13 protein-coding genes and 1 pseudogene are annotated in these 19,723 nt (G+C 46.3%); 7 read left to right on the top strand and 7 right to left on the bottom strand.

The window, feature by feature from the left end:
- Positions 1-94: 94 nt before the first annotated feature.
- The 6 genes from DI392_RS09110 to lptD form a co-directional block, all read right to left on the bottom strand.
- A complete protein-coding gene (locus DI392_RS09110) occupies positions 95-910 on the bottom strand; it encodes a symmetrical bis(5'-nucleosyl)-tetraphosphatase (protein ID WP_109319602.1) in 816 nt (271 codons plus the stop codon).
- 12 nt (positions 911-922) lie between these two features.
- On the bottom strand, positions 923-1,303 hold the full coding sequence (apaG, locus tag DI392_RS09105) for a Co2+/Mg2+ efflux protein ApaG (RefSeq protein WP_109319601.1): 381 nt from the start codon (positions 1,301-1,303) through the stop codon (positions 923-925).
- 28 nt (positions 1,304-1,331) lie between these two features.
- Positions 1,332-2,138, bottom strand: coding sequence for a 16S rRNA (adenine(1518)-N(6)/adenine(1519)-N(6))-dimethyltransferase RsmA (gene rsmA, locus DI392_RS09100; protein WP_109319600.1), 807 nt, complete (start codon positions 2,136-2,138; stop codon positions 1,332-1,334).
- Positions 2,135-3,130, bottom strand: coding sequence for a 4-hydroxythreonine-4-phosphate dehydrogenase PdxA (gene pdxA / locus DI392_RS09095; protein ID WP_109319599.1), 996 nt, complete (start codon positions 3,128-3,130; stop codon positions 2,135-2,137). The genes rsmA and pdxA overlap by 4 nt, the downstream gene beginning before the upstream one ends.
- Complete coding sequence (gene surA, locus DI392_RS09090) at positions 3,123-4,418, bottom strand: peptidylprolyl isomerase SurA (protein ID WP_109319598.1); 1,296 nt, start codon at positions 4,416-4,418, stop codon at positions 3,123-3,125. Before surA ends, pdxA begins: the two co-directional genes overlap by 8 nt.
- Before the next feature lie 65 nt (positions 4,419-4,483).
- Entirely contained in the window at positions 4,484-6,814 is a 2,331-nt protein-coding gene (gene lptD / locus DI392_RS09085; RefSeq protein WP_109319597.1) for an LPS assembly protein LptD, read from the bottom strand.
- 146 nt (positions 6,815-6,960) lie between these two features.
- Between lptD and djlA the strand changes: the two genes are divergently transcribed.
- Complete coding sequence (djlA, locus tag DI392_RS09080) at positions 6,961-7,827, top strand: co-chaperone DjlA (RefSeq protein WP_109319596.1); 867 nt, start codon at positions 6,961-6,963, stop codon at positions 7,825-7,827.
- 224 nt (positions 7,828-8,051) lie between these two features.
- Positions 8,052-9,920: a sensor domain-containing diguanylate cyclase gene (locus DI392_RS09075; RefSeq protein WP_109319595.1), complete on the top strand. Its 1,869-nt coding sequence runs from the start codon at positions 8,052-8,054 to the stop codon at positions 9,918-9,920.
- Positions 9,921-10,025: 105 nt separating this feature from the next.
- Here DI392_RS09075 and pykF read toward each other — a convergent pair whose 3' ends face one another.
- Entirely contained in the window at positions 10,026-11,438 is a 1,413-nt protein-coding gene (gene pykF / locus DI392_RS09070) for a pyruvate kinase PykF (RefSeq protein ID WP_109319594.1), read from the bottom strand.
- A 434-nt stretch (positions 11,439-11,872) separates the two neighbouring features.
- Here pykF and DI392_RS09065 point away from each other — a divergent pair, with 434 nt between their 5' ends.
- From DI392_RS09065 to DI392_RS09045, 5 genes and pseudogenes are all read left to right on the top strand, one after another.
- On the top strand, positions 11,873-12,640 hold the full coding sequence (locus tag DI392_RS09065; RefSeq protein ID WP_109319593.1) for a DeoR/GlpR family DNA-binding transcription regulator: 768 nt from the start codon (positions 11,873-11,875) through the stop codon (positions 12,638-12,640).
- A 75-nt stretch (positions 12,641-12,715) separates the two neighbouring features.
- Positions 12,716-14,548, top strand: a complete 1,833-nt coding sequence (gene glmS, locus DI392_RS09060; RefSeq protein WP_109319592.1) for a glutamine--fructose-6-phosphate transaminase (isomerizing) — start codon at positions 12,716-12,718, stop codon at positions 14,546-14,548.
- A gap of 316 nt (positions 14,549-14,864) precedes the next feature.
- Positions 14,865-15,223, top strand: a pseudogene (locus tag DI392_RS09055) (transposase); the annotation flags it as partial.
- Between the two features lie 428 nt (positions 15,224-15,651).
- Positions 15,652-18,669, top strand: coding sequence for an NADH-dependent flavin oxidoreductase (locus DI392_RS09050; RefSeq protein WP_109319591.1), 3,018 nt, complete (start codon positions 15,652-15,654; stop codon positions 18,667-18,669).
- Positions 18,670-18,725: 56 nt separating this feature from the next.
- Positions 18,726-19,682 carry an FAD:protein FMN transferase gene (locus DI392_RS09045; protein ID WP_109319766.1) on the top strand — a complete coding sequence of 319 codons (957 nt, stop codon included), beginning with the start codon at positions 18,726-18,728 and terminating at the stop codon, positions 19,680-19,682.
- Positions 19,683-19,723: the final 41 nt, after the last annotated feature.

Below are 19,723 nucleotides of genomic sequence, written 5' to 3'. Positions count from 1 at the left end.
GGATCCGGTTAACCGTTATCGACTAGAAGGCAAGATTCCTGCCTTCGCAGGAATGACGAGAGTCTTTCTGTATTCTTTCTCTAGTCTCTAGTCTCTAGTCTCTAGTCTCTAGCGATGCCTGAGTAAAATACTGCTTATCTTCCCAGCGCAGCATGGTCAGTTCTCCGCCCCAGACGCACCCGGTATCCAGTCCGATAAAGTTTTTACCATGGTAACCGTTTAATGCCGCCCAGTGACCAAATATAATGGTTTTATCACAATGCTGCCGGTTTGAAAGCTTAAACCACGGAAGCAGTTCTTTTTCATCAACTTCTTCCGGAGGGAGTTTGCATTTCATATCCAGACTACCGTCAGGAAAACAGAACCGCATACGAGTGAAAGCGTTGATAGTATAGCGGTAACGCTCGATACCACTCAGGCTGTCCTGCCAAAGCACCGGGCTGTTGGCGTACATTTCTTCGATAAGCCATTGCCATTCATTACTCTGCAGAATCGTTTCGACTTCGCGGGCAGCGGATAAGGCCTGTTTTCGATCCCATTGGGGAGAAATCCCCGCATGGCAGACAATAAATTCTTCATGTTCTGCTATCAGCGGCTGGTGGCGTAACCAATTCAACAGTTCGTCCCGGTCTGGGGCGTTGAATATATTGGCGGTCCGGTCTTTTTTCTTGAGTGGATGGACTCCCAGGCCGACAGCCAGCAGGTGCAGGTCATGGTTACCCAGAACGGTTACGGCCGACTTTCCAAGAGACTTTACCAGTCTCAGTGTTTCAAGGGATTTCGGACCTCGGGCCACCAGATCACCTGCGAACCAGATGGTATCCTTAGCCGGATCAAATTGTACGATGTCCAGCAATTGCTGTAATTCATCAAAACAGCCCTGAATATCGCCAACAATATAGTTTGCCACTTTTCTCCCCGGTTAGTTCAGAACGTTAGGAACAGCAAGACGAAAAGGATCAATTTCTGTAATGAATTCATTGCCCTTTTCATCTTGCATTATATATTGGCCCTGCATGACCCCGACAGGAGTTTCCAGTGCTGTCCCACTGGTATAGGTATACTCATCGTTACTGTTTATGACGGGTTGTTTGCCAACAACACCGTCACCTTCGACACTCATTTGTTTACCATTAGAGTCGGTGATCAGCCATCGACGTCCCATCAGTTGTACCGTTTGGGTACTCAGGTTCTTGATAGTAATCACATAGGCAAAAATATAACGATTGTTCTCCGGTTGGGACTGTTCAGCGACATACTTCGTATGGATCTGACATTTAACACAGGGTTGAGATACATCCATGTTCATCTCCTTCCGGTTGAGTTATCCGTTAACTATGATGCTTATCCAGCCAGTTTGCCATCGCAACAAACTGTTCCAGAGCCAGGTTTTCCGGGCGCATCGATGGGTTGATGCCGAGCTCTTCCAGTTCTTCGGCTGTTAACAGGCTTTTATAGCAGTTTCTGACCGTTTTCCTGCGCTGGTTGAAGCCTTCCCGGCATACCCGGTCCAGCCATTTCAGGCTTGTTGCCGGATGCGGCAGATCTTCATAAGGCACCAGACGTACGACGGCCGAATCCACTTTCGGTGGTGGTACAAACGCGGTTGGCGGCACTTCCAGTACAGGAACGATTTTACAGAAATACTGAGCCATTACGGTAAGGCGGCCATATGCTTTGCTGCCAGGTCCTGCAGCCAAGCGGTTTACCACCTCTTTTTGCAGCATAAAGTGCATGTCCAGAATGTCTTTATGAAACTCGAACAGGTGGAACATCAATGGCGTAGAGATGTTGTATGGCAGATTACCGAAAATGCGCAGTTTATTGTTTGGCTTCACCAGTTGAGTGAAGTCAAACTGCATGGCATCACCTTCATAAATGGTCAGTTTACTGCCCAAATCAGGGTGGTTACGCAGTCGCTCGGCAAGGTCCCGGTCAAGCTCGATAACCGTGAACTTATCAACTTCACGGCCGACAGGCTCGGTCAGAGCGGCCAGGCCTGGTCCAATCTCGACCAGATTCTGCCCCGGTCTGGGATTAATCGCTGAAACGATTCCATCGATAATATATGGGTCATTCAGGAAGTTCTGACCAAAACGTTTACGCGCTTTGTGTCCTAAGTGGACATCATTTCTCATTCTATATTCTCTACTAAGTCTATTGCGTATTGCAGAGCAGTGCGGAGGCTTCCTGTATCCGCCACGCCTTTACCTGCAAGATCTAATGCTGTGCCGTGATCGACAGACGTACGTATAAAAGGCAGTCCCAGGGTGATATTCACCGAGCGGCCAAAGCCTTTATATTTTAGTACAGGCAGTACCTGATCATGGTACATACCCAGAACAGCATCAGCATCACGCAGGTATTTATCATTAAAGATAGTATCTGCCGGTAATGGACCGATAAGCTGCATATCGTCGTCATTCCGGAGCTTTTCCATGGTCGGAATGATGGTGTCGATCTCTTCTGTGCCCAGGCAGCCATCCTCTCCAGCGTGAGGGTTAAGGCCACAGACGTAAATTTTAGGCTTGTCTATGGCAAATTTTGTGACCAGGTCCTGATGCAGGATGCGGATTATACTCTCCAGACGTTCTTCTGTAACGGCTTTTGATACGTAAGCCAGAGGAATATGGGTCGTGACCAGTGCGGTTCGCAATCCTTCTGTCGCCAGCATCATGACAACCAGTGGGGTGTCAGATTTTTCGGCAAAGAACTCAGTATGGCCGCTGAAGGCAACGCCAGCTCGGTTGATAATGCCTTTATGTACCGGGCCGGTGACAACCGCATCGAACTCGCCCTGCATACAGCCGGTTGCCGCTCTTTCCAGTGTGTTCAGCACATAATGGCCATTTGCAGGGTTAAGCTCGCCTGCAACCACTGGCTCAGCAAGAGAGATATGGTCTACCAGCAGAGTCCCTGCTTTCTGTTTTACCGGAGGCTGGCTGGCATCGAATTCCTGGATATCAATATCCATTTGTAACTCTACGGCCCTTTCTGCCAGCAGGTGTTTGTCTGCACAAACGACAATCTGATGTGCCCAGTCGTGCTGAGCAATCGAAAGGACTAAGTCAGGTCCGATACCTGCCGGTTCGCCCGCGGTGACGATGATTCTTCTGATTGACTCAGTCATTACCTGTCTCACTTGTCATGTCTTCGATAAACGCACTGGCTCGCATTTCCTGAATCCATGCTCCAGCTTCTTCGTTGAATTTCCGGTTAAACAAAATCCGGTAGGCTTTATTCTTAAGTGCTGCATCGGTTTTGTCGATCTGACGGCGATCCAGTACTTCGACGATATGCCAGCCATGTACCGTTTTAAAAGGCTGACTGATCTGACCCACAGGGAGTGTTTCTACCTGATGTTTAAACTCCGGAACATACAGATCAGGGGTCTGGTAGCCCAATTCACCATTTTGTGATGCAGAGCCCGGGTCCTGGCTGTACTGACGAGCCATTTCTGCAAAGCTGGCATCACCATTCTTAATTTTTGCGGTGATTTCGCGCAGAAGGCGCTGTGCACCTTCGTCACTCATAATAACCGAGGTATTGAGCAGTATATGCCGGGCATTGACTTCGGTCACCGCGACCGTTTCCAGGCCTTTTACATCGGTAATTTTCAGAATATGATAGCCGACGCCGCTTCTGAAAGGACCGATAATAGCGCCCTTACTCTGGGTGCTGATCTGATCGGCAAAAATGGTTGGCATCTCTTCTTTGCGCATCCATCCCCAGTCACCGCCACTGAGTGCTTTCGGGCCTTTTGAATAGGTGATGGCCATTTCAGAAAAATCGGCACCTTTGTTCAGTTTATCAGCCAGTTCATCCGCTTTTCGGGCGACGGCCTCTTTACTGTCGGCATCGTCAAAACGCAGTTGAATATGCTGGATATGATACTGAACGGTGGCGTTGGATTCATTGGCCAGCATTTTTGCCAGGTTGTCGACTTCAGCGGGAATGATATTGATACGTCGACGTACCATGGCATTGCGCACTTCGGATATGGCCATTTCTTTACGAATTTGCTCACGGAATGTGGCATAAGTAAGGTCGTTGTCTGCCAGTTCAGCCTGCATCTCTTCCTGTGTTTGCTGGCTTTCTTTTGCAATATTACTAATGGCGCTGTCCAGGCGGTTATCGTCGATCTTTACTCCAATGCGATCCGCTTCCTGTAGCTGGATGGTATCCAAAAGCAGCTTTTCGATGACCTGATCTTTTAACACAGATTCATCAGGAAGAGACTGATGTCTTTGGTTGGCGTTCAGTTTTAGCATTTTTACTGCGGTATTGATATCGCTTTGCAGAATAACACCATCATTCACGATAACGACCACTTTATCCAACTCAACCGGAGCGGCGATAGCGGATGCCACATTGAAAAATAGAAAAAAGCTAAGAAGAGTGTGTTTCCACATGTTCATTTATATATCCAAATCCGTATTTCATGATTGAAGCCCCGCTCATTTCAGGCGGGGAGTGTAGAGCCTTAGTTATTCAGGTAGAACGGACGGCTGTATCCCAGCGCATTGTCAGAACTGTTGATATCTGTTGCCGGTATCGTGTTGGTGGCCAGTCCCACGAGACCAAAGTTCAGGCTGAAGTTTCTTTCATAGTCAGGGTTACCGTTACCTATAGTCTGCCAGTCATAAATCTGGTTACTGTAGGTAAAGCCAATGTACCAACAATCACTGACATAGGTTAGCCGGGTAAACCATTCCAGGTTTTGGCTTTCCCGGGTATCATAAAAATACTGACCGCTGGCTTTCCAGTTTCTGTTGATATCGTAGCTGGTAATAAAACCTAGCTGGGAAATACCATAGCGAGTGTATGAGCTGCTGTCCTGATCGCCGAAATCGCGGTTCTGCTCAATATAGTCCAGTGAAACATAGCGGTAGTTTAGCTGGCTAAAGCCATTCGGATAGCGGTACTCAAAGGTGCTGTCTGCCAACTGAACCTGATCTGACGCCGTATCAAACTGTATGCCTCCTTGGTAGAAGAACGTATCGTCGTAGTTAAATTCACTCTCAATCGCCCAGGCAGAAAAAGAAGAAGGCGAATCGCTTGATGCGCTTTCTGAATATGAAGAGTCGATATAAAAAATTTGCCCGAAGGAAAGATTCATCCGCTCACGGTAATTGCCATCATAGAATCGGGTTGTTGCCCCATAGCTGACCTGATTCGCGGGGGCGATATAGTCGATGCTGCTGTATTTGTCGCTGCGGAACAGGCCGTAGTAATCCAGCTGCAGGTTTGTCGTGTCATAACCGCTGTAGATGCCAGACTGGTCTTCTTCGGCGATATAAAGGTATTGGACCTGAGGCTCGAGGGTATGCGTATAGCCTTTCAGGCTATCCAGAATAGCGGTATCTCTTTCCAGAAATAATCCTGAATGCAGGCGGAACTGAGGTATGGTGCGATCAACGGTCTTGTCATACTCATTCGTCCCGATGATATGGTCGGTATCCTGCTGATAGTGCGTATAGTACAGCTTACTTTCCGCTGTAAAGGTTCCCCAAGTGCTGGTCAGAGGCAGAGCCAGAGTCGGCTCTATGTGTGAACGAAGCGCATTGGGCAGTGAATCCGAATCGGTTTCAAACTGGCTGAACTGACTGTGCAGGTTAAACTCTAAATTAGAGTACAGCTCTGGAGAGTAATAGTTAAATTCCAGCTGAGGCATCAGGCGGTATGGGTAGCTGTCTTCAGACAGAACCTGAAAGTCTTTCACCTGCAAGGAGGTATCCCACGTTTTACTTCGATAAGCCACTGAGCCGGCCTGCAGCAACTGGCCATCTTCCCGGCTGCCGATGTCAGAATCCAGATTTTTAAAATACTCGATATCACTGACTTTGGAATAATCGGTTGTAAATTTCCAGGTTTGGTGATAAATGCCATTATGGCTCCAGTTAACGCCCCAGCGCTCTTTCAGCTCTTCGTAATCCCGGTCTTCAGGCAGATACTCAAGATTAACCGAGCCGCTGCTGGTTGTAGTCAGGTAGCGGAACTTATTGTTTATCTGAGTTCCTCGTTTTTCCATATAATTGATGGTCGTCAGCAGATCGTAATTAGGGGCCAGGTTCCAGTAAACCGGCACCTCAACACTGACGCCATCGCGGGTGTCTACCGATACGGTCGGATATAGCATCCCGGTTTTTCTGGTGTCACCCACAGGAACAATCAGGTACGGCATATAAAAAACCGGGACATCCAGAACTTCGATTCTGGAGTTGTACAGGGTTGCCTGTTCTTCGTTCTGATCAAGCGTGATTGAGGAAGCTTTCAGTCGCCAGGAGTTATCGCCTTCCGGGCAGGAGGTCAGTGAGCCGTCTTCCATCTCATAAAATGCTTTTCCCGAACGATGAATGTATGCGGCCTCCCCGCGACCGGGAGTGCAAATAAACCGGTATTCCGTTTGTTCTAACGTTGTTTCGTCCGTATCCATCTTGGCGGTGATTTTGTCTGATGTCGCTTTGAACTGGCCATCAGACAAGCCCACATGGCCTTCAGCAATGATGGTCTTCTCTTTTTGATGAAGGGTCAGGTTATCAGCGGTAATACGTCGGTTGCCCTGAGTCACCACCACATTGCCCTGGTAGGTGGTTTTCTCGCCATTAATACCTTCCACACTATCCGCCTCAACCTGAACGGGAAGTTGAGAGTTATCCTGACGGTTACCAGCAGAGTTATCGACCAGGCATTGATCTGAACCGGGCATTTCCTGCACACTAGTAGTGCTTTCTGAGGTTTCTGCCTGTGCTACTGACATAAAGAGCGCTGCACTGATTGATGTGGCTAAAAAAGTGCGAGGAAAATGTGACATCGAGTTGTACTATCCTGTTAACTTGATTCATTCGGTGTAATATCAAGCCGAATTTAGCAAAAGATTCCTTATCATAAAGGAAATTAGCGCGTCCGACACTATCAGACCATCAGACACAATAAAAATTCATAGTAGAGAACACAATAATGCATATTTTTGGCAAAATCTTGGGGTTATTTTTTGGATTTTTGTTTGGAGGACCATTTGGTGCCATTCTGGGATTAATTCTTGGGCATCAGTTTGATAAGGCTCGTCGTTTAAGTCAGGCCGGGTTCCGGGCATCCAGTGCCTTTGCTGGAGGGCCAAACCAGGCGGAGAGACAGGCTGAGTTCTTTAAAACTGCGTTTGCAGTGATGGGGCATGTGGCCAAAGCCAAAGGGCAGGTGACCAAAGAAGAAATTCAGCTTGCCAGCACCATGATGGAAAGAATGAACCTGCACGGAGCTCAAAAGCAAGCGGCACAGGAAGCCTTCCGTAGCGGGAAGTCGGCAGGTTTTCCTCTGGAAGAGACTCTGGAGAAAGTACGTATTTCAGCGGCAGGACGGTTCGATTTGTTGCAGTTCTTTCTGGAGCTGCAAATTTCGGCGGCATTTGCTGATGGCAGCCTGCATCCAACAGAAAGAAGTGTACTGCATACTATTGCTCGTGGATTAGGCTTTTCGTCAGAACAACTTGAGCAACGTTTACAGATGCAGGAAGCGGCATTCCGGTTCCACCAGGGCGGGGGTAGTTTTGGTGGTCGTCAGGGGTCTCAAAGGGGGCAGAGTTATGGGGGCTGGCAACATCAGCAAGCTGAAGATAGTCTGGCTGATGCTTATAAAGTCTTGGGGATCAGTGATGATGCCGATGCTAAGGAAGTAAAGCGAGCTTACCGGAAGCTGATGAACGAGCACCACCCGGATAAACTGGTCGCAAAAGGGTTGCCTCCTGAAATGATGGATATGGCAAAAGAGAAGGCCCAGGAAATCCAGGCTGCCTATGACCTGATAAAAAAAGAGAAAGGATTTAAATAAAGGCGTGATTTTTTGTGGCAGGAGGCACAGTCTTTAATAGTAAACTGAGTGCTTATTGGTGTGTTTGTTCTTCATATCCAATTGATTTTTATTGATTTATTGGTTGGTTCGCGAGTTGGCTTTTTAGTGGCCTTTTTGTTTAAAAAATAGCTTATTCTTTGCTAGAATAGCCAACCCTTGTGTATGCTCTTTATAGTAATGTGTGTTCTTTGTAGTGGGTCATAATGGTTAATAAGCACTGGATTGGCTATCTATTAGCTGTATGCCTGTTTTTAGGGGCCGTTGTGGTGCTCTTCTACATGGCAAAATATGAGAACATTTATCAGAAGAATGTCTCGGCCATTACTGAGCGGGCGAAGACCCAGATTGCCTATACCAGACACCAAATCACTCAGTCTGAAAACGAAATCGATGCCATGCTCGAGCTACTGAGCCAAAGCCACCTGTTGCATGACTTTGTGTCAGATCCCACTGATGCCAATCGTCAGACTGTGGAGGCATCGTGGAGCACATTTCCAGCAAGACAGTACTCTTTAGAACAAATCACATATATTGATGCAGATGGTCAGGAGATGGCGAAAGCGTCCTTTCTGCACCATGCTTCTGTCACTCAGAATCAAGCCTATCAGGACGTGAGTGAAGCCAGCTATTTCATAAGGGCACGTCAGTGGCCGGATAAAACTCAAAGCCCAAGGCAGCTAGAGCTTCAACAAATGGGGGAAGAATATATTCCCCACTTATATACCGTACATCCGTACTCTATGCACGGCGTACTTCAGGGGTATCTGGCGGTTCGCAGAAATTATGCAGATATACAGTCTGATAGGGAGAGTGCGCTCAAACAACAGTACATCGTGAGCATTATTACAGCCGATGGAGATTTTCTTCAGGGGCGGTATCGTGAACGATTGTATGGCTTTGCGTTAAAAGAAAGACACAAATATAACCTGAGTAAAACGCATCCTGCGCTCTGGAAGAAAATGCATGACAGAGAGTCAGGTGTATTCTTGTCTGAAAACGGGAGCTTACATATATACAGTACGGTAAAGGTTAATTATATCGAAGACCTGTTTCTGCTGATCAGCTTTCCCCAGTCAGAGTTGGTGGCTCAGGTCGAAGACGACCGGTCCAGTGCCGTACAACATGCTCTGGTCATGATTATCCTTATCGTGCTGTGTGCATTACCCACCGCTTATCTTATTTTTATCTATCAGAGACGCAGTCTGGAAAGCAAGCTGGCAACGGCGGCACTGAATGGTATGTCAGCCGTTCTGATTACCGATAAAAATCATCATATGGTGAAGGTTAACCGGGAGTTTGAAAGTATGACCGGCTATACCGAGCACCAGATCCGTTATGGCAATGTCCGTAAGCTTCTGTTTGATAAGCGGGATCCTAGTGGGTGGTTTAATATCTGGGAGCACGTCTCCCGGGAGCATCTCTGGGAAGGTGAGCTTAAAGTGCATGGTCGTGCAGGGGTGGAGCTTACGACGATTACCCGAATTCAGGCCTTGTGTGATCAGGATGGAAAAATAACCAATTATATTATTTCTCTGGTCGACATCACTGAACGGAAAGAGCTGGAAGAGAGGTTACGTTATCTGAGCGAGCGTGATGGACTGACTCATTTATGGAACCGGAGAAAGTTCGAAGAAGAGCTACGGAATGAAACGGATCTGATACAACGTTATCCGGAGAACCATATCAGCTGTCTGGCGCTGGTGGATATCGATAACTTTAAACGTATTAATGATGAAAGAGGGCATGATGAAGGGGATAGAGTTATCCGCCTTGTTTCCCACCTTTTGTCCGAGAATACGCGAACCACGGACTTTGTTGCTCGTATCGGAGGAGAAGAGTTCGCGATTATTATGCCGCATACCGGACTTAGCGAAGCTGAGCGGGTGTTAAACCGAATTCGCTCTTGCATCGCGACAGACCCAAGGGTTTTTACCACGATCAGTATCGGGGTTACGGATCTGACTTCTGATGGTACCCGTTCTTATAAATGTGCGGATATTGCACTGTATGAATCGAAAGCGATAGGCCGAAACCGAACCTCGGTTTGTCACAGTAGCGATGAGATTGCCTAGCAAGGAAGAGCACGGTAGAGATGTGATGACGAATAAGCCTGAATGACAGGCAATAAAAAAGAGGGCTGACGCCCTCTTTTTTGATCTTAGTACTTAAACAGAGTCTTACAGTACGTGTACAGATGCTGTGTTAGTTGTACCAGAAGCAACCAGCGCACCAGATACCATTACTACGATATCGCCTTTCTTACCAAGGCCAGTGCTTAGTGCAATTTCTTTACCGTTACGGTAGAAATCATCAGTGCTGTCGATAGAATCAACAACGATAGGACGAACGCCTTTAGTCAGTACCAGCTGAGCAGCAGTTTTCTTGTTGGTAGTCAGAGCAAGAATGTTTGCAGTTGGGAAGTACTTACGTACAGAACGTGCAGACTTACCACCTTCAGTAGCAACAACAATCAGAGGAGCAGCCAGTTTTTCAGCTGTATCTACCGCGCCTTTACATACCGCTTCTGTGATGCGCAGACGAGGGCTGTCAAGACGAGAGCCAAGTTCTGCTTTCAGAGCCGCATCAGTACGATTAGCGATTTGAGCCATGATAGTTACCGCTTCAACTGGGTATTTACCTTTTGCTGTTTCGCCAGAAAGCATTACTGCATCAGTACCATCCATTACGGCGTTCGCAACGTCACCCGCTTCAGCACGAGTTGGACGAGGGTTTTTGATCATAGAATCCAGCATTTGAGTCGCAGTGATAACCATCTTACGTGCACGGTTACATTTCTCGATCATCATTTTCTGAGCGAAGATTACTTCTTCAGCTGGGATTTCAACACCAAGGTCACCACGAGCAACCATGATACCGTCAGAAAGCTCAAGGATTTCGTCAAAGTTGTCCACACCTTCTTGGTTCTCAATTTTTGAGATGATGTGGATGCTTTCGCCGCCGTTTGCGTTTAGCAGTTCACGGATTTCTTTAACATCAGCTGCTTTACGGATGAAAGAAGCAGCAACGAAGTCAACGCCTTGCTCACAACCGAACTTAAGGTCAGCTTTGTCTTTTTCAGAAAGCGCTGGAAGCTGAACAGAAACGCCAGGTAGGTTAACACCTTTGTTTTCGCCCAGAGCACCGTTGTTAAGTACTTTACACTTAACTTCAGTTTCTGTTTTAGAGATAACTTCCATTTCAATCAGGCCGTCATCAACAAGGATAGTGTTACCTTCGTTAAGGTCTTTTGCAAAACCTGCGTATGTAACAGCAACGATATCTTTGTTACCAACTACAGTTGCGTCTGTAGTGAAAGTGAATTCTTGACCAGCAACCAGATCAACGTCATCGCCGTTTTCCAGTTTGATAGTACGGATTTCAGGGCCCTTAGTATCAAGAAGGATAGCAAGTTGCTTGCTTTTCTCTTCCATTACCTGACGGAAGTTTGCAATACGAGTACCGTGTTCTGCAAAGTCGCCGTGAGAGAAGTTTAGGCGCATTACGTTCATGCCAGCGTCTACTAGCTTGCCTAGCATCTCTACAGATTCAGTTTTAGGGCCAATCGTACATACGATTTTGGTCTTTTTCATGGGAAAATACTCTCCGGTAAGTATGGTTACAATTTTAAATCAGTTTTGTTTCGGCAGAGGAACATAAGAAAGAAAATGACAACATTTTTTCATTGTGACGTTTTTCTTTCAGTGTCGTTTATCTCCGCCTGTCTATAGTCAATTTTATTAGAAAGCCCAGTATAGCTGCTGTTGGGCTCTATTTCTCTGTCTACAAATCTACCAACTCAGTACAGTATAACTCGACAAAGTTGCAAAAAAATAACGGTGATTTCTGTAATTTTTTTTCTTTTCGGCGCGAATTCTACCACTGAATGTGTTCAATATCACGGTCAAGAATTGTTTTAGGACAAGATTTTCTCTTAAAAATTTTATTTTTTGGACTGAAATAAATAGACAAACAAGTTTCGTATTGAATATAATTCTTTCGTTTCGAAATTTATATCTTTCATATTATGTCCAAAAGAAATACACAGCTAAGACGCCATATGATTTCCAAACTGGTGGATGAGTTAGGAGAGGTCAGTGTTGACGAGCTGTCTCACAAATTTGATACCTCAGAAGTCACCATTAGGAAAGATCTTGCCTCTTTAGAGGCGAATGGCTTGTTATTACGTCGATACGGCGGGGCTATTGCGCTGCCAAAAGAGGTTGTTAATGACGAATTGATGGCTGATGTTTCGAATCGAAAGAAAATGCTTGCGAAGTCTGCCGCAGAGCTGATCCGGGATCATAATCGTATTGTGATAGACAGTGGCAGTACCACCGGAGCCATGATCCCAGAGCTGAATAATAAACATGGCCTGGTTGTCATGACGAACTCTCTCCATGTCGCTAATGCTCTGAATGCATTAGAAAATGAACCAACACTGCTGATGACTGGCGGAACCTGGGATACACGTTCAGAGTCGTTTCAGGGGCAGGTGGCGGAATCCGTACTGCGTTCTTATGACTTTGACCAGTTATTTATCGGCGCTGACGGGGTTGATCTCGAGAGAGGAACGACGACATTTAACGAGTTGGTAGGGTTAAGCAAAGTGATGGCTGAGGTATCGCGGGAAGTCATTCTGATGATCGAATCCGATAAAGTCGGACGTCGTATCCCGAACCTGGAACTGTCCTGGCAGCAGATTGATGTTGTTGTGACGGATGTCCGCCTGACTGACGAGCAAAAACAGCAAATTGAATCTAAAGGCGTGCGGGTGATCCGCGCTCCTGAGTAACATCATTCAGATACTTACCAAAAGGGCATTGCTTGCAGCCGGTAAGTTGAAATACAGATAACAGTGGAGAATACCATGTGTGGAATAGTTGGCGCGGTTGCACAGCGTGATGTAGCAGAAATTTTAGTGGAAGGATTACGTCGTCTGGAATACCGGGGTTATGACTCAGCGGGTGTTGCTGTCGTCGATGCCGATAAAAATCTGACCCGGGTGCGCCGTCTGGGTAAAGTTCAGGAACTTGCTGATGCGGTTGAACAAGCCAACGTCACCGGCGGTACTGGTATCGCACACACTCGCTGGGCTACCCACGGTGAACCGTCTGAAGCGAATGCGCACCCCCACGTTTCTGGTGATATTGCCATCGTACACAATGGTATTATCGAGAACCATGAAGAGCTGCGTGCTCTGCTGCAGAGCCGTGGTTATGAATTTGTGTCTCAGACCGACACTGAAGTTATTGCTCACCTGGTAGAGTGGGAACTGCGTACCTCTGATTCTCTGGTTGAAGCTCTGAAAAAGACCGCAGCACAACTGGAAGGGGCTTATGGTACTGTTGCTTTGGATCGTAATGATCCTGACCGTATTGTCGTCGCTCGTTCAGGCAGCCCGATTGTTATCGGTCTGGGCATTGGTGAAAACTTCCTGGCATCGGATCAGCTGGCTCTTCTGAGTGTGACTCGCCGCTTTATGTTCCTGGAAGAAGGAGATGTGGCTGAGATTACCCGTCGCGACGTGACTGTTTATGCGGAATCTGGCGAACAGGTTGAGCGTGAAGTGATCGAATCCAGCATCGAACATGATGCTGGTGATAAAGGTCAGTACCGTCACTTTATGCAGAAAGAGATTTTTGAACAGGCAACGGCACTGAAAAGCACCATGGAAGGCCGTGTGACGCAAGATTCTGTGATCACGGAAAGCATTGGTGTCAACGCGGTCGAGATCCTGAGTAAAGTGGAACATGTGCAAATCATCGCGTGTGGTACCTCTTATAACTCTGGTATGGCCGCCCGTTACTGGTTTGAGGACATTGCTGGTGTTAGCTGCGATGTCGAAATTGCTTCCGAGTTCCGTTACCGTAATTTCGTTACCCGTCCGAACAGCCTGCTGATCACTCTGTCTCAGTCAGGCGAAACCGCAGATACTCTTGCTGCTCTGCGTATCGCGAAAGAGCGCGGCTATATGGCGGCCATGACTATTTGTAACGTATCCGGTTCTTCTCTGGTACGTGAATCCGATATTGCCTTTATGACTCGTGCCGGTACCGAGATTGGTGTTGCATCAACGAAAGCCTTTACCACTCAGCTTGCTGCGATGCTGATGCTGGTGACCGCTATTGGTAAAGAGCAGGGCCGTATCGATAAAGCCAAAGAAGCGGAAATCGTGGAAGCGATCCATGCGCTACCGGTACAGATCGACAGTGCACTGGCGTTTGATAAAGAGATCGAAGCGCTGGCGGAAGATTTCGCAGACAAGCACCATACTCTGTTCCTTGGTCGTGGTGAGTACTACCCGATTGCCATGGAAGCGGCTCTGAAACTGAAAGAGATTTCTTATATCCACGCAGAAGCTTATGCGGCGGGTGAACTGAAGCATGGCCCTTTGGCTCTGATTGATGCGGATATGCCGGTTGTCGTTATTGCCCCTAATAATGACCTGCTGGAAAAACTGAAATCCAACGTGGAAGAAGTACGTGCCCGTGGTGGCCTGCTGTATGTCTTCGCGGACGAAAAAGCCGGCTTTGAAGCAGACGAAAGCATGAAAATCATCTCCATGCCACATGTCAGTGAAATCACCGCACCAATCTTTTATACCGTTCCAATGCAGCTACTGGCTTATCACGTTGCGCTGATCAAAGGCACTGATGTGGACCAGCCGCGCAACTTGGCAAAAGCGGTGACAGTCGAGTAATTACATCACATACAAAAATGGCGGCTGTGAGATAGTAAAAAAGTCTCATACTATAGTGGCGGATAACTCATGAGTTTCCGCCATTTCATATTTTATTTGACTGCTGTTTCCATAATGTTTTAGTGAGAGAAGTCGTTGTCCAAGGCACAGAAGTGGCTCCCGATTTTTGGACATGGCTTTAAGTGATTGATCTGTTTTGATAGTACCCAGAAATACGGGAACAGACTATGACTAGAAAACGCTGCCATGATTTTTGCCCAAAGTGCTCGGTCGCTAGACCGAGCACAGCGAAAGAGTTCGCTGGATAAATTCACCCAACTACCTTATCGAGGCTCTAGAAAAGGCGCTTCAACACTACGGGTCGCCCGATATCCTTAACTCCGACCAGGGCAGTCGGTTTACCAGCACTGAGTTCACACAGAAGCTGCTCGACCATGACATAAGGATAAGTATGGATGGGAAAGGTCGCTGGGTCGACAACGTTTTCATTGAGCGATTATGGCGAAGTCTGAAATATGAAGAGGTTGACTTAAAAGCTTACACCACGCCCCGAGAAGCAGAGCTTGAAATCGGCCACTATACATGGTGTTTTATAATGAAGAGCGTAACCATCAAGGACTCAATGACCTCACCCTTGATGAAGCCTACTTCGGAAGGCAGAGATACGCTGCATGAGCTGGATCAACCACTTAAGGAATTAGCTTATGTGTCCAACCATTGGGGGGCCACTTCTCTTTGCGTATAGCAGGCTTTCGGCAGTGTGTAGATGACTATAGTGATATGCTGTTATTGACGATTTCTTAGTCATGAGTGGCGTTGTTTTGTGTTTAAAAACATAAGCTTAAGATAAATCGTTCCGCCTGTAAAATCCCCTAGAATGACACTTTCCTGATGCATTTATTGCATGCGTAAATAATGTTTTTATGCAAATCATGCATGAATTAAATGCAAACGTTTCATTTACCCGTAAAAAATATCCATAGTATCTTTGTGTGAAATTCAGTTGATGACATTTTTCTTATATGAAAAATCCCTTTGTTAGCAAGCTCGCTCATTGAGGAATATTTCATATAAGAATTAATATGTGTAAGGAATATTAACTAATGACAAAGTTAATCGAAGAAATAAAGCTTGGGTTATCTGAAGCCAAGCTAAAAAACCGTATTGTTATGGCTCCAATGACCATTCAATCCGCGTTTTTTGATGGTGGTGTGACTCAAGAAATGGTGGACTATTATGCATCTCGTTCAGGAGACGCCGGTGCAATTATCGTTGAGAGTGCTTTTGTAGAAAATTATGGACGAGCTTTCCCCGGAGCACTCGGCATCAACAATGACAGCAAGATTGCAGGTCTTAAAAAACTGGCTACCGCGATTAAAGCCAAAGGCTCTAAAGCTATTTTGCAAATTTATCATGCCGGTCGTATGGCAAATGGCGAATTCAACGGTGGTCATCAGCCCATCTCGGCCAGTCCTGTTGCGGCCCTGCGCGATAATGCAGAAACGCCACTGGAAATGACCGAGGAACAGATTGAGGGCATGATCGAGAACTTTGGTCATGCTGTTAATCGTGCTGTTCTAGCAGGCTTTGACGGTGTTGAAATCCATGGTGCGAATACTTACCTTATCCAACAATTCTTTTCTCCTCACTCTAATCGGCGCACGGACAAGTGGGGCGGTGATATTGAAAAGCGTACCGCATTCCCACTTGCTGTTTTAGAAAAGGCGAAGCAAGCGGTGGCGTCTCATCAAATGACGGATTTCATTATTGGCTACCGTTTCTCTCCAGAAGAAATAGAAGAGCCGGGTATCCGATTTGAAGAAACGATGTATCTTCTTGATAAATTAGCTCAAAGTGGTCTTGATTATTTGCATTTCTCAATGGGTAACTACGCACGAAACTCCATTGTTAATCCTGAGGACAAAGAGCCACTGATTCGCAAGTTTCATGCGTTGAAGTCTGAAAACGTTGCGAAGATTCCGGTAATCGGTGTGGGTGGTATTGCCCAACGTCGTGATGCAGATGCTGCCCTTGATCATGGTTATGACATTGTCAGCATAGGTAAAGGTTTTCTCGTCGAGCCAACATGGGCGACGAAAGCGATGAACGATGAAGTCTGCGCTGAGTTTGCCGATATTGCTCAGCAAGAAGCGCTGATGATTCCGACACCACTGTGGGAAATAATGGATTACATGATTATCGACAGTGCCGCTGAAGCGTTAAAACATCAGCGTATCAAAGAACTTCAAAGCATTGAGATTAAGTTTGAGCCGGGCGAATACACAGCGTATGGCTATGGTCATAACGGTAAACTTCCTGTCACGGTGAGTTTCTCTGAAGATAGAATTCTTGATATTTTAGTGGACTCATCCAAAGAGTCTGATGGTATTGCTAACCCTGCATTCGAACGTATTCCTCAACAAATACTGGATGGTCAAACGCTTAATATTGACGTTATTTCTGGTGCGACGGTGAGTAGCCAGGCCGTTCTTGATGGCGTATCTAATGCTGTTGATTTGGCTGGTGGTAATTCAGAAGCATTACGGTGTAAAGCTCGAGAAGCGGTTGAGTGGTCGACTGAAACCGTTGAAGAAACGGTTGATGTTGTCGTAGTCGGTGGTGGTGGTGCCGGTTTGAGTGCAGCGCTGACCGTACTAGACAATAATAAATCAGTTATTGTCCTAGAGAAGTTCCCTGCTATCGGCGGTAATACGGTTCGTACCGGTGGTTGGGTTAACGCTGCAGAACCTAGATGGCAAAAAGACTTCCCGGCTTTAGCTGGTGAGGCTGACTATTTAAGATCGATTGCCGAGACACCAGAATCTGAAATTGCTCAAGAATACCTTTCAGACTTCCGTGCTTTGAAAGATCAGTTAGAAAATTACTTTCTTGATGTGGACAGCGGTAACAACTATCTGTTTGATTCAACAGAGCTGCATTTAATCCAAACTTATCTTGGTGGTAAACGAACTAACTTAGATGGCGAATCAATCTATGGTCAGTATGATCTTGTTCATACACTGACTAGTCGTGCTATGGAATCGATTGATTGGCTGACAGAGAAAGGGATCGACTTTAACCGAGGCATGGTTGATATTGCAGTTGGGGCATTATGGCGCCGTGCGCACAAACCAAATCGTCCAAAAGGTGTGGAGTTTGTTGAAAAACTTCAAAAACACATCATTGCTCAAGGTGGTCGCATTATCACTGATACACGCGCCGATGATCTGATTATTGAAAATGGTCAAGTGGTGGGTATCAATGCGACGCACTCAAATGGTACCAGATACAAACTCACGACTAATCACGGTGTGGTGTTAGCATCTGGTGGGTTTGGTGCGAACACAAAGATGCTTCAGAAGTACAACAACTACTGGAACGAGATTGCCGATGACATCAAGACAACTAACTCACCTGCTCTAGTTGGTGATGGTATTGCGATTGGTGAAAAAGCTGGGGCAGATTTAGTAGGTATGGAGTATATCCAACTGATGCCAATTGGCGACCCTAAATCGGGCGCTTTGCTAACGGGGCTTATTGTTCCACCCGAAAACTTTGTTTTTGTTAATCAGCAAGGTAAGCGATTTGTCAATGAATGTGAGAGTCGAGACAAGCTGTCTAATTCATTCTTCGACAACGGTGGCGTCATTTATATGATTGCTGACGAAGAGATTCGTAAAACCGCAGCGAATACCACGCACGAAACCATCGAGCGTGAAATCGAGGAAGGCATTATTATTAAGGCTGACTCTCTTGAAGAGTTAGCACACAAGATCAATGTTCCAGAAGCAGATCTCTGCGAGACCATTTGTCGCTACAACTCATATGTTGATGATGGATGCGATCCAGAGTTCCAAAAAAGCGCACTTGGTCTAAAAGTAGAGCAAGCACCGTTCTATGCAACGCCTAGAAAGCCATCTGTACACCATACAATGGGTGGTCTAAAGATCGATACTAAAGCTTGTGTTCTGGATAAGCACGGTGTCCCTATTCCTGGACTTTACGCAGCAGGGGAAGTGACCGGTGGTATTCACGCAGGGAACCGTCTAGGCGGTAACGCCTTGATTGATATATTCACTTACGGCCGTATTGCGGGCGACAGCGTTTCTTATAGAAACTAGTGAGTAAAAGGGAAGCATTAGGCTTCCCTTTCTTCATTCAAATGCGGGAACAGAAAATGCCAAGCTATAAAACTCGCTTTCAAATGATGGGTACTTTTATTGACCTCGTGATTCATCATCACGAGGGCGAGCAGTTGTTAAAAGAGTGCTATCTTCAACTGCAGAATTTCGCCCAACGCTTTACGGTTAATCAGCCAAATTCAGAACTGATGAGCGTTAATCACAATGCAGGTATTCGCCCTGTTCGTGTTAAAGCGGACTTGTATGAGTTACTTAAAAGTGCCAAAGCGGTTAGTCTGGATAGAGCGAACCCTTTTAATGTCGCTATTGGACCTCTGATAAAAACTTGGTGCATCGGGTTTAAAGATGCAAAGTTGCCAACCGATTCTGAGCTTAATGATAAGCTCGATATTGTGGATCCTTCACAGATCGTATTTGATGATGTTTACCAAACCGTGTTCTTGACCAAAGCCGGTATGCAAATTGACTTAGGTGCCATAGCCAAAGGCTACTTTGCCGATCGAATAAAAGAATACTTGGTAAGTCAGAATGTTAAGTCTGGCTACATCAACTTAGGAGGAAACGTTTTAACCCTTGGGTACTCTCTTGATAACCCAGAAAAAGCATGGAATGTCGGGATTCAAGATCCGCTCAGCACTCGAGGACAAGTATGCCGAGTCGTACCGCTTCGAGATCAGTCTATGGTTACCTCAGGCATCAATGAACGATACTTCGAGCATAATGGCGTTCGATATCATCATCTGCTTGATCCAAAAAATGGCAAACCCATCGTTACCGACATTGCGAGTGTCACCATTATTTCTAATCTTTCTGTTGACGGAGAAATTTGGAGTACGGCGGGCTTTTTGTCTTCTATTGGTGAGGCATTGGCCTATTTGAATCTGCAGAGTGGCATTGAAGCCATACTGATTTCAAATAAAGGGGATGTTTTTGTCACTCATGGCCTTGAAGATAATGGACTTACTATACGTCAGCGCCAAGAAAGTACCTAACCTTCGAAGATAAAGCACTTACAGTACGTTATGATTGAAGC

The organism is Vibrio albus, from assembly GCF_003144035.1.
Taxonomy (GTDB): Bacteria; Pseudomonadota; Gammaproteobacteria; order Enterobacterales; family Vibrionaceae; genus Vibrio; species Vibrio albus.
Note: the sequence above shows the minus strand (reverse complement) of the source record. Positions and strands in the feature narration are given on the sequence as shown.